Annotated in this window: 14 protein-coding genes; 8 read left to right on the plus strand and 6 right to left on the minus strand. The window is 70.7% G+C overall.

The window, feature by feature from the left end; translation table 11 throughout:
• Positions 1-213: 213 nt before the first annotated feature.
• The 3 genes from cutA to FHY03_RS19265 are packed head-to-tail and all read right to left on the minus strand — an operon-like array spanning position 214 to position 2,545.
• On the minus strand, positions 214-528 hold the full coding sequence (gene cutA, locus FHY03_RS19255; protein ID WP_183920983.1) for a divalent-cation tolerance protein CutA: 315 nt from the start codon (positions 526-528) through the stop codon (positions 214-216).
• Positions 525-1,613, minus strand: a complete 1,089-nt coding sequence (locus FHY03_RS19260; protein ID WP_183920984.1) for an FAD-binding oxidoreductase — start codon at positions 1,611-1,613, stop codon at positions 525-527. The genes cutA and FHY03_RS19260 overlap by 4 nt, the downstream gene beginning before the upstream one ends.
• Positions 1,610-2,545, minus strand: coding sequence for an alpha/beta hydrolase (locus FHY03_RS19265; protein ID WP_311722400.1), 936 nt, complete (start codon positions 2,543-2,545; stop codon positions 1,610-1,612). The genes FHY03_RS19260 and FHY03_RS19265 overlap by 4 nt, the downstream gene beginning before the upstream one ends.
• Positions 2,546-2,585: 40 nt before the next feature.
• Here FHY03_RS19265 and FHY03_RS19270 point away from each other — a divergent pair, with 40 nt between their 5' ends.
• From FHY03_RS19270 to FHY03_RS19305, 8 genes are all read left to right on the plus strand, one after another.
• Positions 2,586-3,062, plus strand: coding sequence for a prepilin peptidase (locus FHY03_RS19270; RefSeq protein ID WP_183932109.1), 477 nt, complete (start codon positions 2,586-2,588; stop codon positions 3,060-3,062).
• 49 nt (positions 3,063-3,111) lie between these two features.
• A complete protein-coding gene (cpaB, locus tag FHY03_RS19275; protein WP_183932110.1) occupies positions 3,112-4,140 on the plus strand; it encodes a Flp pilus assembly protein CpaB in 1,029 nt (342 codons plus the stop codon).
• A 1-nt stretch (position 4,141) separates the two neighbouring features.
• On the plus strand, positions 4,142-5,893 hold the full coding sequence (locus tag FHY03_RS19280; RefSeq protein WP_183932111.1) for a type II and III secretion system protein family protein: 1,752 nt from the start codon (positions 4,142-4,144) through the stop codon (positions 5,891-5,893).
• An 11-nt stretch (positions 5,894-5,904) separates the two neighbouring features.
• Positions 5,905-6,537, plus strand: coding sequence for a CpaD family pilus assembly lipoprotein (locus FHY03_RS19285; RefSeq protein WP_183920988.1), 633 nt, complete (start codon positions 5,905-5,907; stop codon positions 6,535-6,537).
• Between the two features lies 1 nt (position 6,538).
• A complete protein-coding gene (locus FHY03_RS19290; RefSeq protein ID WP_183932112.1) occupies positions 6,539-7,816 on the plus strand; it encodes a pilus assembly protein CpaE in 1,278 nt (425 codons plus the stop codon).
• Between the two features lie 28 nt (positions 7,817-7,844).
• Complete coding sequence (locus tag FHY03_RS19295) at positions 7,845-8,819, plus strand: type II secretion system F family protein (protein WP_183920990.1); 975 nt, start codon at positions 7,845-7,847, stop codon at positions 8,817-8,819.
• 1 nt (position 8,820) lies between these two features.
• The gene (locus FHY03_RS19300; protein ID WP_183920991.1) at positions 8,821-9,816 is read left to right on the plus strand and encodes a type II secretion system F family protein; all 996 of its coding nucleotides are present in this window, start codon (positions 8,821-8,823) and stop codon (positions 9,814-9,816) included.
• A 112-nt stretch (positions 9,817-9,928) separates the two neighbouring features.
• Entirely contained in the window at positions 9,929-10,396 is a 468-nt protein-coding gene (locus FHY03_RS19305; RefSeq protein ID WP_183932113.1) for a hypothetical protein, read from the plus strand.
• A 182-nt stretch (positions 10,397-10,578) separates the two neighbouring features.
• Here FHY03_RS19305 and ppdK read toward each other — a convergent pair whose 3' ends face one another.
• The 3 genes from ppdK to FHY03_RS19320 all read right to left on the minus strand — a co-directional run bounded on the left by ppdK (position 10,579) and on the right by FHY03_RS19320 (position 15,884).
• Entirely contained in the window at positions 10,579-13,245 is a 2,667-nt protein-coding gene (gene ppdK / locus FHY03_RS19310) for a pyruvate, phosphate dikinase (RefSeq protein WP_183932114.1), read from the minus strand.
• A 73-nt stretch (positions 13,246-13,318) separates the two neighbouring features.
• Positions 13,319-15,481 (minus strand): glycine--tRNA ligase subunit beta, encoded by a 2,163-nt coding sequence (glyS, locus tag FHY03_RS19315; protein ID WP_183932115.1) that lies wholly within the window; start codon positions 15,479-15,481, stop codon positions 13,319-13,321.
• Between the two features lies 1 nt (position 15,482).
• Positions 15,483-15,884 (minus strand): endonuclease domain-containing protein, encoded by a 402-nt coding sequence (locus FHY03_RS19320; protein ID WP_183932116.1) that lies wholly within the window; start codon positions 15,882-15,884, stop codon positions 15,483-15,485.
• Positions 15,885-16,043: the final 159 nt, after the last annotated feature.

A 16,043-nucleotide genomic window follows, 5' to 3' on the forward strand; every position in this document is an offset into this window, starting at 1 on the left:
CGTGACACCACGTGCCGCGGGGTGGCCACCCCGCGGCACGCTCTCCAGCTCCGACAGCCTACACCACAATCCTGAGAGACAATCCTGAACTCGTTCCAGGATCCACGGATTCGCGAATACTGCACGCTTCGGCTTTGCAGCCCGGTGGATCCTGAAACGAGTTCAGGATGACGCTAAGCAATAGAGGGAAGGAGCGTCTTCGAAACGGACAGGCTATCCCACCTCCTCCTCCAGCCAGGCCAGGTAATCCAGCCCCGCCGCGACGATCGGCTGCGCCAGGATCTCGGGCACGGCGTAGCTGTGCAGCTCGCGGATGCATGCCGCGACCGCGTCGAAGCGGCGCGACAGCGTCTTGGCGGTGAGCAGCACCTCGTCGTCGCGCTGGGTCTCGCCCTCCCAGCGATAAACGCTCTCCACCCCGCAGAGCTGGACGCAGGCGGCGAGGCGGCGGTCGACCAGCACGTTGGCGATGGTCCGCGCCTGATCGCGCCCGGCGCAGGCGCAGCTGATCGTGATCGCCCCGCTCATCGCGCGAACCGCTCCGGCGCGTAGCGCGCCGCGTCGATCGCCGACGGCGGCGTGTCACCGAGCAGCAGCGCTGCGCCGACCGCCGCCGCCGCGGGCGCGGTCTGGATGCCGAAGCCGCCCTGCCCCGCGAACCAGAAGAAGCCGGGCTCGGCGAAGCCATAAACCGGCAGCCGGTCCGGCGCGAAGGAGCGAAGCCCCGCCCAGCTACGCTCGACGCGGCGCACGCGCCAATCGACCGCCGCCTCGAAGCGGTCGATCGCCACCGCCACGTCGAGTTCCTCCGCGGCGACGTCGTGCGGCACCACCGGATGCTCATCGTGCGGGCTAAGCCACAGCCGCCCGCCGGCTTCCGGCTTGAAGTAGAAGCCGCCGCCGGCGTGGATCACGAACGGCGTCGCCGCGGGCACCGGCGGGTCGGTGGCGAGCTGCGCGACGGTGCGACGATACGGGCGGATGTCGAGCGGGCGCGCGCCGGCGAGACGCGCGACCGGATCCGCCCAGGCGCCGGCAGCATTGACCAAGACAGCCGCCCGCATTTCGCGCCCGTCGGCCAGTGTCAGCCGCCAGCCGGCGCCGACCCGCTCCCCCGTAGCGAGCCGCGCCGCAGTCAGCAGCTTCGCCCCCGCACGACGTGCCGCACCGAGGTAATCGCCGTGAAGCCGCGCCGCGTCGATATAGGCGCAGCTCGGCTCGCGCACGCCGAGCGACCAGTCCTCGCGCAGTCCCGGCACGAGCGGGCGCGGGTCGACCGCGGTCAACTCCACGCTGCTGCCCGCGAACTCGGCGAGCAGCGCGTCGATCGCAGCCGCATCCTCGGCACGCCCGACATGGACCGCACCGAGCGGGTCGAGGTAGCCGCCCGCGCGCAGCGCCTCCTCCGACGCGGTGGTGAGCGGCTGGATCGCGGGGCCACCGTAGGTCTCCGACCAGAAAGCGGCGGAGCGCCCCGTGGCGTGATAGCCCGGCTGGTCCTCGCCCTCGAGCAGCAGGACACGCGCCCGGTCGCCGATCGCCGCGGCGAGGCTCGCGCCCGCGATGCCTGCGCCGACGATCGCGATGTCGGCGGTGAGAGCGTCCGCGCTCACGCCGCATGCTCGGCGAGGAAGGAGTCGATCGCGGCGAGCGCCCGGTCGCGCACGGCGTCGCGCTCGCGCAGCAGCTCGTGTGCCGCGCCCTCGCCGAAGCGTACCAGCGTGGCGCGCTTCAGCCGTGCCGCCACGCGACGCGACGCGCGTGCATCGACCAGCCGGTCGCCGTCCGCCACCAGCAGCAACACGGGCACGTCGAGCTTCGCCAGCGCGGGATCGCGCCGCAGGCGGGCGGTCGCAGCGAAGGCCTCGTCGAGCCACGCCCAGCTCGGCGGGCCGAGCCGCAGCGTCGGGTCGTGCTCATACCACCAGGCCTCGTCGGCGTAGCGCGCCGCGTCGCCGGTCAGCAGCCGCTGGCGCTGCGCAAAACCGGGACGCTCGCTCTTCCACGCCGCGCGCGCGGGATCGCCGTGCCGCCGCATCAGGTGCGCGACCCGCCCGCCGAGCCAGGCGCCCACCGGCGAGGCGAGCCCGAGCATCGGTGCCACCAGCACCGCCGCACGCGGACAGATCGCGCCGTCGAGCAGCGCGCGCAGCGCGAGATAGCCGCTCATCGAGTGGCCGACGATCACGCGCGGGCCGGGCAGCGCCGCGACCCAGTCGCGCCACTGTTCGGCAAGGTCCGTCAGCCAGGGCGCGAAATCGTCGCAATGGCCGACCTGCGCGTCGGCGCACAGCCGCCCGGAACCGCCCTGCCCGCGCCAGTCGAACGCCGCGACACTCCACCCCTGCGCGTGCCAGTGCGCGAACGACTCGAGATATTTCTCGAACATGTCGGCGCGCCCGGCCTGGAACAGGATCGTGCCCCGACCATCCCCCGGCCACTCGAAGCGGCGGAGCGACCAGCCGTCCGCGGCGCGCGCGATGGCGACTCGCGCCTCGGCGGGGATCAGGCGGCGGTTCATCGGCTGCAGCATCATCCCGATCATGGTTACGGTTTCTCAAACCCTGTCGTCTAGCACCGCCGATATGGGTCAATCTCTCCTCGCCTGGCTGCTCCCCGCGATCATGGGGGCGCTGCTGCTCTCCGCCGGCGTGGAGGACGCGCGCGTGCGCGAGATCGCCAATTGGAAGAACCTGGCGATCGCACTGCTCGCGCCGATGTGGTGGTGCGTGATCGGACTCTCTCCCTGGCCCGAGATGGCGCTGCAACTCGGTGTCGCGCTCGTGGTGTTCGCGCTGTTCATCGGCGCCTTCGCGATCGGGCAGATGGGCGGCGGCGACGTCAAGCTGATCGGCGCGCTGGCGTTGTGGCTGCCACCGATGCGGCTGCTCGACACGCTGCTGGCCATGTCGGTGCTGGGGGGCGTGCTCACGCTCGTCTTCGTGATCGAGCGCCGCTGGAAGCCGAGCGAGGCCGCGGTCGAGGTGCCGTACGGCGTCGCGATCGCGGTGGCCGGGCTGATCACTTTAGCCGAACCGCTTCTTAACCAATTTCGCCCATAATTTACGTCAAGTTGGCGCCGGCTGGCGCACTCAGAGGATGTTCTCCCCGATGGACAGTCGCAAGCTCATCATGCTGGTCGGCGCGCTGGTGGTCGCGGTGGTGACCGCGGTCGCCGCGCGGACCATGATCGCCGGCGCCGCGGCGCCCGAGGCGGCCGCGATCGCCGCGCCGGCCGTGCCCGCGGTCGACGGCCCCGAGGTGCTCGTCGCCACCCGCGCCCTGCCCGTAGGCACCATCCTCGATGCCACCGCGCTGAAGTTCCAGCCCTGGCCCAAGGAGCTGGTCGAGAACGCCTATTTCCAGAAGGACCAGACCGATCTGGCGAAGCTGCTCGGCACCGTCGTGCGGCTGCCGGTCACCGCCGGTCAGCCGGTGACGCAGGGCCAGCTGGTCAAGCCCGGCGATCGCGGCTTCCTGGCCGCGGCACTCGGCGCGGGCATGCGCGCGGTCACCGTGCCCGTGTCGGCGCAGACCTCGGTTGCGGGCTTCGTCTTCCCGGGCGATCATATCGACCTGATCCTCACCCAGTCGGTCGACGGCGGCGGTGACGGTCCCCCGCTGAAGGCGAGCGAGACGGTGATCCGCAACCTGCGCGTGCTCGCCACCGACCAGCGCACCGGCGACCAGAAGGACGCGAACGGCAACACGGTCGTGCAGACTTTCTCGAACGTCACCGTCGAGGCGACCCCGAAGATCGCCGAGCAGATCGCGGTGGCGCAGACGATCGGCACCCTGTCGCTGTCGCTGCGCTCGATCGCGGACAATGCCTCCGAGCTCGACCAGGCGATCGCCTCGGGCGCGATCAGCCCCGGCGACGCCAAGGATCCCAAGGCCGAGGAGGCGATGCTGAGCCGCCTCGCCAACACGCCGCAGGCGGGCGACAGCACCTATGCGGTCGGCGCTGACGTGTCGCGCTTCCAGCGCCGCACCGTGCCCGCCAAAACGGCCGCGCCGGCTGGGCCGGTCGTCCCCGGCGCCCCGATCGCCGCCGGCGCCGCGCCGTCGCCCGCCACGCCGATGGTGCGGATCGCGCGCGGCAACAATGTCACCGAAGTCTCCGTCGCAGGGAAGAACTGAGATGCGCCTCCACTCCCTCCTCGCGCGCGGTGTCGCGCTGGCCGCGCTGGCCGGCGTCGCGCTGCCCCCGGCGGGCGCCGCCCCCGCGACCCGCCGCACCATATCCGCGAGTGCGGCAGCGACCGGCCGGCCGGCGCGCACCGGCCTGCCCCCCGTCGGCGTCACCAAGCCGACGGTCGAGAAGTGGTTCTCGATCGGCGAGGGCGAGTTGATCACGCTGCCCTCGACCGTGAGCGAGGTGTGGACCTCCAACCCCGAGACGGCCGACGTCTATGTCGCCAATCCGCGACAGATCCACCTGTTCGGCAAGGCGTTCGGCGAGTCGACGGTGTTCGCGACCGATCGCAGCGGCGCCGTGGTGTTCTCGGCGAGCGTCCATGTCGCGCAGAACTCAACCTCGATCGACCGCGTGATGAAGGCGGCGATGCCGGGGGCGGACATCCACATCACCCAGGTCGGCCAGATCGCCGTGCTCAACGGCACCGTCGACTCGCCCGCCGACGCCGAGCAGGCGCAGCGGTTGGTCGCGGGGCTGCTCAACCCGGGCGTCGACACCAGCGCTGACAACGCGGTGCTGAAGATCGGCGTGGTGAACCGGCTGCGTACCGCGACGCCGCTGCAGGTCAATCTGCAGGTCAAGTTCGCCGAGGTGAGCCGCTCGTTCCTGAAGAACTTCGGCAACAACTTCATCACCCGCGACAAGAGCGGCGGCTTCACCTTCGTCGGTCAGTCGGGGCGCAACCCGGGCAGCATCTCCGACCTGGACACGTCCAACCTGCCGACCCTGGACGCCTCGTCGCTCTACGGCCTTCCCGCGGGCTCGATCTCGCTGCCGTTCGACCCGGTCAAGCGCCAGTTCGTCACCGGCGGCACGCAGTTCAGCACCACCAAGGACAATAGCGGCACGCGCACGACCCTGGGCCTCGCCGGACGTCTGCTCGGCATGGACGTGCTGTCCGCGATCGACCTCGGCGAGACGATGGGCCAGGTGACGACGCTCGCCAATCCGAACCTCACCGCGCTCTCGGGCGAGACCGGCACCTTCCTGGCCGGCGGCGAGATCCCGATCCCGGTGAGCCAGGCGCTCGGCACCACCACGATCGAGTACAAGCAGTTCGGCGTCAGTCTCGCCTACACGCCGACGGTGATGTCCGACGGGCGCATCTCGCTGCGCGTCCGCCCCGAGGTGTCGCAGCTCGACTATGCCAATGCCGTGACGGTCGGCAGCGGTCGCGTTCCCGCCCTCACCACGCGCCGCGCCGAGACGACGGTGGAGCTCGGCTCGGGCCAGAGCTTCATGATCGCGGGCCTGATGCAGAACACGCACAACAACACGTACGACAAGACGCCGGGCATCGCCGACCTGCCGGTGATCGGCGCGCTGTTCAAGTCGAACGGCTTCCAGCGCAACGAGACCGAGCTGGTGATCGTGATCACGCCGTATCTGGTGAAGCCGGTCAACGGCAACGACATCAAGCTGCCGACCGACAGCTATCGTGCGCCCAGCGATCTGGAGCGCGTGTTCGTCGGTTCGCTGGAGGGCGGCAACCGCGCCGCCGATCGACCGAAGCCGGTGATGCAGGCGCCGATCCCCGCGGCGGCGCCGACGGTCGGCGCGGTGGCGCCCGCCCCGGTCCTCCCGAGCCCGGCCCCCGCCCCCGCTACGCCGACCGAAGCCCCCGCCGACCGCAAAGCGGTCAAGCCGTCGAACCGCAAGGCCGCGACGCCCGCGCCCGGCTTCTCGATCAACTGAGGTCCCAGACGATGCTTCACCGCCCGCTCCTCCTCGCCGCACTCGCGCTCGCGGTGCCGCTCGCCGGCTGCAACAGCTACCGCGGCGTCGAGTCGATCCACCAGCCGGTGGTCTCGCGCAGCGACTATGCGCTCGACGTGCAGACGACATCCGACGGCCTCGCCCCGGGTGAGCCGGAGCGGCTGCGCGGCTGGCTCGATGCGCTGCGCTTGGGCTATGGCGACACCGTCGCACTCGACCAGGACGGCGCCGAGAACGGCGGCGCGCGCGCCGATGTCGCCGCCATCGCTGGTCGCTACGGCCTGCGCCTCGCCGAGGCGGCGCCGATCGCCGGCGCCGCGATCGCGCCGGGAACCGCCCGGGTGACGGTGAGCCGCACCACCGCGGCGGTGACGAGCTGCACCCCGCAGAGCAACCGCGGCATCCTCAACTTCGACTCGCATACCAGCGGCAATTACGGCTGCGCCGTCAACGGCAACCTCGCCGCGATGGTGGCCAACCCGAGCGATCTGGTGCGCGGCGTCGCCGACAGCAGCGGCTATGACAACGTGACCGGCGGCAAGGCCATCGCCGCGAGCCGCCGCGCCGTGCTCACGGGCGGCGGTGGCGCCGCGGTGAAATCCGAGTCGACGGGAGGCAAGTGAGATGAACGCACCCTGGAAGCCCGGCGTCGCCGGCAGCCGCGCTCCCTTCCTGGCCTTCGCCTGCGACGACGGCTCGGTCGAGGCACTGCGCCCGATCGCGGCCGAACTGGGTTGGCCGACCGAGAACGTCTACAAGGGTGGGCTGCGCAATGCGGTGCAGACGCTCTCGGTCACGTCGAGCCCACACGTGCTGTTCGTCGACCTCGCCGAGTCGAGCGATCCGCTAGGCGACATCAACGGTCTCGCGGAGGTGTGCGAGCCCGGCACGATCGTGATCGCGGCCGGTCAGGTCAACGACGTCCGGCTGTACCGCGACCTGCTCGCCAGCGGCATCCAGGACTATCTGCTCAAGCCACTGCACCCCGACGCGGTGCGTGACGCGCTCGGCCAGGCGCAGGCGATGCTCAACGCGCCCAAGCCAGTCGAGGTCTCGCTCGATCGACCGCACTGCTCGGTGGCGGTGATCGGCAGTCGCGGCGGCGCGGGTTCCTCCACCATCGCCACCTCGCTGGCGTGGCTGATGAGCGAGCGCGGCAAGCGCGCCACCGCCCTGCTCGATCTCGACGTGCATTTCGGCACCGGCGCGCTCGCACTCGATCTGGAGCCCGGCCGCGGCCTCACCGACGCGATCGACAACCCCAGCCGCATCGACGGCCTGTTCATCGAGCGCGCGATGGTCCGCGCGTCGGACAAGCTGTCGGTGCTCTCGGCCGAGGCGCCGATCAGCGCGCCGGTGATCACCGACGGCGCCGCATTCTACCAGCTGCAGGAGGAGATGCGCGCCGCCTTCGAGGCGACCGTGATCGACCTGCCGCGATCGATGCTGGTGCAGCACCCGCACCTGCTCGCCGACGTCAACGCCGCGGTGCTGGTCACCGAGCTGACCCTCGCCTCGGCACGCGACTCGATCCGGCTGCTGTCGTACCTGCGCAGCAACGCGCCGCAAGTGCAGGTGACGGTGCTCGCCAATCGCGTCCACGCCGGCGCGCAGCCCGAGATCTCTCGCAAGGATTTCGAAGGCTCGATCGAGCGCAAGATCGACCTCATCGTTCCTTTCGACCAGAAGCTGGCGGCGCAGGCGGCCAAGCTGGGCAAGCCGCTCGCCGAGGCGGGTAAGTCGAGCAAGACGGTCGCGCCGCTCGCCGAGCTGGCCGACCAGCTGCTGCGCAGCGCCGACGACGGCGAGATGCCGTCGGGGGCGCCGCGCGGCGGCTCGCTGCTGTCCAAGTTCGCCGACCTCAAGGGGCTGATCCCCAAGAAGGCGGCGAAGGCGAAGTGACCGCCTGCCCGATCGCACCGGAGCCGCCATGCCGATCCTGCCGCTGATCCTGCTGTTCGCGGGCGCCGCGCTGACGCTGCTGCTGCTCGTCGCCGCGCTCGCCGGGCCGTCGACGAACAAGGCGACGACGCGCCGGCTCGCCGCGCTGCGCGAGCGCCACACCGCCTCGCCGACCAATGCCATCGAGGCGCAGATGCGCCGGATCACCGGCAAGAGCGCGACCCGCGCCGATCTCGCCGCGATGCGGCTGCTGCCCAACGTGGCGCAGCTGCAGAAGCGGCTGTCGATGACGGGGAAGAGCTGGACGGTCGGCCAATATGGCGGGGCCACGGTCGGCGTCGCCGTGGTGGTGGCGCTGCTGCTGCTCCTCAAGGGCATGCCGCTGCTGCTGGCATTGTTCCTCGGTGTCGCGCTGGGCGGTCTGGTGCCGCATCTCGCCGTCGGCATGCTGATCAAGCGCCGCATCGCCGCCTTCACCGCCAAATTCCCCGATGCGATCGAGCTGCTGGTGCGCGGTCTGCGCTCAGGCCTGCCGATCTCGGAGACGATGCAGGTGGTCGGCGCCGAGATACCGGGGCCGGTCGGCGACGAATTCCGCTCGGTCTCCGACAAGATGAAGATCGGCCGCTCGATGGACGTTGCCTTGCAGGAGACCGCGGACAGGCTCGGGACGCCCGAGTTCCAGTTCTTCGTCATCACCATCGCGATCCAGCGCGAGACCGGCGGCAACCTCGCCGAGACGCTGCAGAACCTCGCCACGGTGCTCCGCCAGCGCGGGCAGATGAAGCTGAAGATCAAGGCGATGTCGTCCGAGTCCAAGGCCTCGGCCTATATCGTTGGCTCGCTGCCCTTCCTCGTCTTCGGCGTGATCTACATGATCAATGCGCCCTACATGCTGAACTTCTTCGTCGATCCCCGGCTGATGGTGGCGGGCGGTGGCGGGCTGATCTGGATGGGGATCGGCGCCTTCATCATGGCCAAGATGGTGAGCTTCGAGATCTGATATGGAACCTGCGCACCCCACCTTCTTCGGCATCGACGTGGTCTGGGCCGCGACCTTGCTCTCCGGCATCGCCGCCGCGGCGGTATTCGTCGCGATCTACGCCGCGCTCGGCGTCCGCGATCCGATGAGCAAGCGCGTGCGCGCGCTCAACGACCGGCGCGAGCAGCTCAAGGCGGGCATCACGGCCTCGACGAGCAAGCGCCGCGCCAAGCTCGTCCAGAAGAACGAGGCCGCCGACCGGATGCGCAACTTCCTGTCGTCGCTGCGCGTGTTGCAGGACGAGCAGCTCAAGATCGCGCAGCACAAGCTGATGCAGGCGGGCATCCGCAAGAAAGAATGGGCGGTCGCGGTCATCTTCGGCCGGCTGGTGCTGCCGATCGTCCTTGGCGGGCTGATGATCGTCTACGTCTACCTGCTCGACGCCTTTCCCGACTGGAGCCCGCTCAAGCGCTACGGCCTGGTCGCCTCGACTTTGGTGCTCGCCTACAAGGCGCCAGACCTGTTCCTGAAGAACAAGATCAACAAGCGCAGCGACGCGATCCGCAAGGGCCTACCCGACGCGCTCGACCTGCTGGTGATCTGCGCCGAGGCGGGCCTCACGGTCGACGCCGCCTTCCACCGCGTCTCGCGCGAGCTCGGCAAGGCCTATCCCGAGCTCGGCGAGGAATTCGCGCTCACCGCGATCGAACTGGGCTTCCTCACCGATCGCCGCCACGCCTTCGAGAACCTCGCCATGCGGGTCGATCTCGACGCGGTGCGCGGCGTGGTCACGACGATGATCCAGACCGAGAAATACGGCACGCCGCTGGCCAGCGCGCTGCGCGTGCTGTCGGCCGAGTTCCGCAACGAGCGCATGATGCGCGCCGAGGAGAAAGCCGCGCGGTTGCCCGCGATCATGACGGTGCCGCTGATCCTGTTCATTCTGCCGGTGCTGTTCGTCGTCATCCTCGGTCCGGCGGCCTGCTCGCTCAACGACTCCTTCATCAACGCCAAGTGACCAGACGCGGTGTTCCGGTGCCATCGAGTGCGCCGGAACACCGTGTCGGCGCCGGTCGTTGCTATGACGTTATGGAGGCACCGCGGGTGTCTCCGACGGCAGGGAGGATGCCATGCTGTTCACGACGTCGACGCAATATATCGCGCTCGCGGTGGCACTGATCGCAGGCTGGCTGTTCGGGCTGGCGAGCCACCCGGGCGGGCGCAAGTGGAAGACGCGCTACACCGCCGAGCGTGACGCGCACGCGGCCACCACCAGGCGCGTGGCCGAGCTGGAGCGCGATCACGGCCGCCTCGCGGAGCTGGAGCGCGACAACGCGCGGATCGGCGAGCTCGAGCGGGAGAACGCGCGCATCGCCGAACTCGAGCGCGAGAACGAGCGGCTGCGCGCGGCGCCGCCCGTCGTGGAGGAGCGCGTTGTGCGCGACGAGCGGCCGGTCCTGGGCGACCGGGCGGGCTACGACGAACGCGTCGTACGCGATGAGCGGGCTTTCCGCGACGAGCGCGACTTTCGCGACGAGGGCGTGGTGCCGCGCTCGTCCGCGGCGCCGGCGCATCCAACCGATCGCCGGATCATCTAAGCGACAGGAAGCTCTACCGTCACCCCGGCCTTGAGCCAGGATCCATGCTTCCGCGGAAGCGACGACGTACGGCTCATGCAGCACGATGGATCCCGGCTTAAGCCGGGATCACGTGAGGGGTTGTCAGGCGCATTGGGACGGCCTCCTCTCCGCCGTAGCCTCTCGCTTGGTCGCAGGGGGCGCTACCGCGCCGCGAGCGCCGCCTGCGCGGCCGCTAACCGCGCGATCGGCACGCGGTACGGCGAGGCCGAGACGTAATCCAACCCGACCTGCTCGCAGAAGGCGATCGAGGCCGGGTCGCCGCCATGTTCGCCGCAGATGCCGAGCTTGATCCCCGGTCGCGTCGCGCGCCCGCGCTCGGCCGCCAGCGTCACCAACTCGCCGACGCCCTCGACGTCGAGGCTGACGAACGGGTCGCGCGCGTAGATGCCCTGCTCCACGTACGCGCCGAGGAAGCGCGCCGCGTCGTCGCGGCTCACGCCCAGCGTCGTCTGGGTCAGGTCGTTGGTGCCGAACGAGAAGAACTCGCCGCTCTCGGCAATCTCGCCGGCCTTTAGCGCGGCGCGCGGCAGCTCGATCATCGTGCCGACGAGATACTCCACCCGCCGCCCGCGCTCCGCGAACACCGCCTCGGCGGCGCGGTCGACCACCGCCTTCATGAGGTCGAGCTCGCGCTTGGTCGCGACCAGCGGGATCATCACCTCGGGGATCGGCGCCTCCCCGCTCGTAGCGGCGACGTCGAGCGCGGCCTCGAAGATCGCGCGCGCCTGGGTCTCGTAGATCTCGGGATAGGTCACCCCGAGCCGGCAGCCGCGATGCCCCAGCATCGGGTTGAACTCGTGCAGCTCGGCGGCGCGGCGCTGGAGCACGTCCACCGCCACCCCGGCCGCCTCGGCGACCTCCGCGAACTCCTTCTCCTCATGCGGCAGGAACTCGTGGAGCGGCGGGTCGAGCAACCGCACCGTCACCGGCAGCCCCGCCATAACCTCAAAGATCGCGGTGAAGTCGGCGCGCTGCGCGGGCAGCAGTTTGTCCAGCGCGGCGCGGCGGCCGCGCTCGTCGCTCGCCAGGATCATCTGGCGCACCGCGGTGATGCGGTCGCTCTCGAAGAACATATGCTCGGTGCGGCACAGGCCCACGCCCTCGGCGCCGAAGTCGCGCGCGGTGCGGCAGTCCGCCGGCGTCTCGGCGTTGGCGCGCACCTTGAGGCGGCGCACCGCGTCCGCCCATTCCATCAGCGTGCCGAAGTCGCCCGCCAGCTCGGGCTGGATCGTCGCCACCGCGCCCGCCATCACCTCGCCGGTGGCGCCGTCGATCGTCAGCACGTCACCCTCGCGCAGCTCGCGCCCGCCGACGCGCGCCACCTTGGCACGGGCGTCGATCGAGAGCGCGCCCGCGCCCGAGACGCACGGCCGCCCCATGCCGCGCGCCACCACCGCGGCGTGGCTGGTCATGCCGCCCCGCGCGGTGAGGATGCCTTTGGCGGCGTGCATGCCGTGGATGTCCTCGGGGCTGGTCTCGGTACGCAGCAGGATCACCGCGCGCCCGTCGGCGGCCCAGCGCTCGGCGGTGTCGGCGTCGAACACCGCCGCCCCCGAGGCGGCGCCGGGCGAGGCGGGCAGTCCCTTGGTCAGCACGTCGCGCACCGCGGCGGGATCGAGCGTCGGGTGGAGCAACTGGTCGAGCGCGCTCGGGTCGACTCGCGCGATCGCCTCGTCGCGCGTGATCAGCCCCTCCTCCGCCATGTCGACCGCGATCTTGAGCGCGGCCTTGGCGGTGCGCTTGCCCGAGCGCGTCTGGAGCATCCACAGCACGCCCTGCTGCACCGTGAACTCGATGTCCTGCATGTCGCGGTAATGCGTCTCGAGCGTGTCGAACACGCGCGCCAGCTCGGCATAGACCGCGGGCAGCGCCTCCTCCATCGACAGCGGCTTGGCGCCGGCCCGCTCGCGCGCCGCGCGGGTGAGATATTGCGGCGTGCGGATACCCGCGACAACGTCCTCGCCCTGCGCGTTGATGAGGAACTCGCCGTAGTAGGCGCGCTCGCCGGTCGAGGGGTCGCGCGTGAACGCGACGCCGGTGGCGCTGGTGTCGCCCATGTTGCCGAACACCATCGCCTGGACGTTCACCGCGGTGCCCCAATCGCCCGGGATGTGGTTGAGCCGGCGGTACACCTTGGCGCGGTCCGACTGCCACGAGCCGAACACCGCGCCCATCGCGCCCCACAATTGATCGTGGACGTCCTGCGGGAAGGGCTTGCCCCAGAGCTGCTCGACCAGCTGCTTATACTCGGCGACCAGCCCGCGCAGGTCGTCCGCCGACAGCTCGGTGTCGAGCGTGTAGCCGCGGTCCTCCTTGGCGATCTCCAGCGCTTCCTCGAATGCGCCGTGATCGAGCTCGAGCACCACGTCGGCGTACATCTGGATGAAGCGTCGGTAGCTGTCCCAGGCGAAGCGCGCGTCGCCGCTCGCCGCCGTCAGCCCCTCGACCGTCGCGTCGTTGAGCCCGAGGTTGAGGACGGTGTCCATCATCCCCGGCATCGACACGCGCGCGCCCGAGCGCACCGAGACGAGCAACGGGTCGGCCGCGTCGCCGAAGATTTTGCCCGTGACGCCCTCAATATGCGCGATCCCGGCGGCGACCTCGGCGCGCAGTGAGTCGGGGAAGCGTTCGCCCTCCTCATAATAGCGCGCGCACATCGCGGTGGAGATGGTGAAGCCCGGCGGCACCGGCAGGCCGATCGAGGCCATCTCGGCAAGGTTCGCGCCCTTGCCGCCAAGCAGGTTCCGGTCGCCCGCCTTGCCCTCCGACACCCCGCCGCCGAAGCGATAGACGTACTGCTCGGTCATGCTTCCAAGTCCTTGTTTCGACGAGGGCGGGCGCGCGAATGTTGCGAAAGTTGAGTCGCTGGCGCGGTGTGACTCAACCTTCGATCTTGGCGAAATCGGCGACCGTATGGACCGCGGCGCGGACGCGCACGAGCAGCGTCAGCCGCGCCGCGCGTTTGGCGGGATCGGGATCGTTGACGGTCACGTTGTCAAAGAAGGCGTCGATCGGGGCGCGGAGCGTCGCGAGCGCTGCCATCGCGCCCTCGAAGTCCTCGCGCGCGACCGCGTCGGCGGCGGCGGGCTCGGCCGAGTCGAGCGCGGCGATGAGCGCGACTTCGTCCTTTTCCGGCGTGTAGGACAGGGGTGCGTTCGCCTTCGCCGGCCCTGCGTCGGCAATGCCCTCCTTCTTGAGAATGTTGGCGGCGCGCTTGTAGCCGGCGAGGAGGTTGGCACCGTCCTCGGTGCCGACGAACGACTGGAGCGCGCGCACCCGCGCGAGCAGCCGGACGAGATCGTCCTCGCCGCCGAGCGCGAAAACGGCGTCGATGAGGTCGTGGCGCACGCCCGCCTCGCGCTGCTGCACCTTGAGGCGGTCGGCGAAGAAGTCGAGCACGTCGCGCGACGCGACCTGGCCGAGCGGCAAGCGCAACCCGTTATCGAGGATCAGCGCGATCACGCCCAGCGCCGAACGGCGCAGCGCGAACGGGTCCTTTGAGCCGCTCGGGCGCAGGTCGGCTGCGAAGAATTGCGTGATGCTGTCGAGCTTGTCGGCGAGGCTCACCGCCACCGTCACCGGCGCGGTCGGCACGTCGTCGCCCTGCCCGACCGGCTTGTAATGGTCGCGCACCGCCTCGGCGATCGCGGCCGGCTCGCCCTGCGCCGCGGCGTAATAGCCGCCCATCAGCCCCTGGAGCTCGGGGAACTCGCCCACCATGCCGGTGACGAGGTCGGCCTTGGCGAGCCGTGCCGCGCGCTCCGCCGTGTCGGCAAGCGTCTTCAGATCCTCCCCCGAAAGGGGAGGGGGACCGCTCGCCGAAGGCGAGTGGTGGAGGGGGGCTTCCACAGGCGCTGCGCCATGAGGCGCGCGCCCTCCACCACCGGCCTGCGGCCGGCGGTCCCCCTCCCCGCGAGCGGGGAGGATCATTCCCTCTTCCACCAACCATCGCGCGAGCTTCGCCACGCGCTCCACCTTGTCGGCCACCGTGCCCAGCTTCTCGTGGAACACGATCTTGCCGAGCTTCTCCGCCTGCTGCGCGAGCGGCACCTTGAGATCGGTCTCGTAGAAGAAGCGCGCGTCGCTCAGCCGCGCCGCGAGCACCTTGCGGTTGCCGTCGACGATCCGAGCGCCGCCGTCGCTCGCGGCGATGTTAGCAGTGCAGACGAACGCGTCGGCGAGTCGCCCGTCTTGGTCGCGGCAGACGAAATACTTCTGGTTCACGCGCGCGGTGAGCTGGATCACCTCGGGCGGCACGTCGAGGAAGGCGGGGTCGAAGCGGCCGAGCAGCGGCACCGGCCATTCGGTCAGCCCGCCATTCTCCGCCACCAGCCCCTCGTCCTCGACCAGCACCAGCCCCGCCTCGGCCGCCAGCGCGGCGGCGTGGTCGCGGATCAGCGCGGCCCGCTCGTCCTGGTCGACGATGACGTGGCAGGCGCGCAGCTTCTCCACATAGTCCGACGCCGAGCCGATCGTGATCGCGCCGGGATGGTGGAAGCGGTGGCCGAGCGTCGCCGCCCCGCTCTCAACACCCGCGACGCTGACCGTCACGACCTGCTCGCCGAACAGCGCGACGATGCCGTGGAGCGGGCGGACCCAGCGCAGGCTCTCGGTCGAGCGCGACTCCGCGCCCCAGCGCATCGACTTGGGCCAGGGGAAGGCGCGGATCACCGCGGCGACCGCCTCGGCGAGCACGTCGGGTGTGGCGCGGCCGGGCCTCTCGCTGATCGCGTAGAGCACGCCGTCGCGCTCGGTGAGCTGCTCGCGGGTGAGCCCGGTCTTGCGCAGGAAGCCCTCGAGCGCCTGCGGCGGGGCGGAGGCGCGCGGGCCCTTGATCTCCTCCGACACGGCGGCGGTCGCCTCGGGCAGACCGCGCGCGATCAGCGCGAGCCGGCGCGGCGTGGCGTAGGTGACGGTCTCGCCCGCGGCGAGCCCGGCGCGCGCGAGCTCGGCGGCGAACAGGCGGGCGAGATCCTCGCGCGCCTTGACCTGCATGCGGGCGGGGATCTCCTCCGAGCGGAGTTCGAGCAGGAAGTCGGTCATATTACTCTCGATCCTCCCCAGCATGGGGAGGGGGACCGCCCGGCACAGCCGGGTGGTGGAGGGGGGTGGCCGCATACGCAGCGATCACCTGTGCCGCGGCGTCAGCGTCACGGAGGATCTCCGCCGCGGGGACGTGGAGAACGCGATAGCCGTTGGCGTATAAGAAGGCGTCGCGGCTCAGGTCGCGCTCAGGCCGCTCACCGCGGCCATGGGCCTCACCGTCGACTTCCACGACGGTGCGCGTGGCGGCGCAGTAGAAGTCGGCGACGTACGGCCCGACTGGGTGCTGACGCCGGAACTTCACGCCGGCCGCGGCACTCCGGACGCGCTGCCATAGCAGCACCTCGGGCAGCGTCATCGCGCGGCGCAGGCGGCGGGCGGTCGCTGACTCGGGGCGGAGCACTCGCGGCGATCCCCCTCCACCACGACGCTGCGCGTCGCGGTCCCCCTCCCCGTGCCGGGGAGGAGTTAATCCTCCCCGCTCGCGGGGAGGGGAACCAGCCGCAGGCTGGTGGAGGGGGGTATCCGCGGGCGACGCGCTCACCGTATCGCCCGGACCATC

Origin of the sequence: Sphingomonas sp. BK345 (genome assembly GCF_014193845.1) — a bacterium.
GTDB lineage: Bacteria > Pseudomonadota > Alphaproteobacteria > Sphingomonadales > Sphingomonadaceae > Sphingomonas.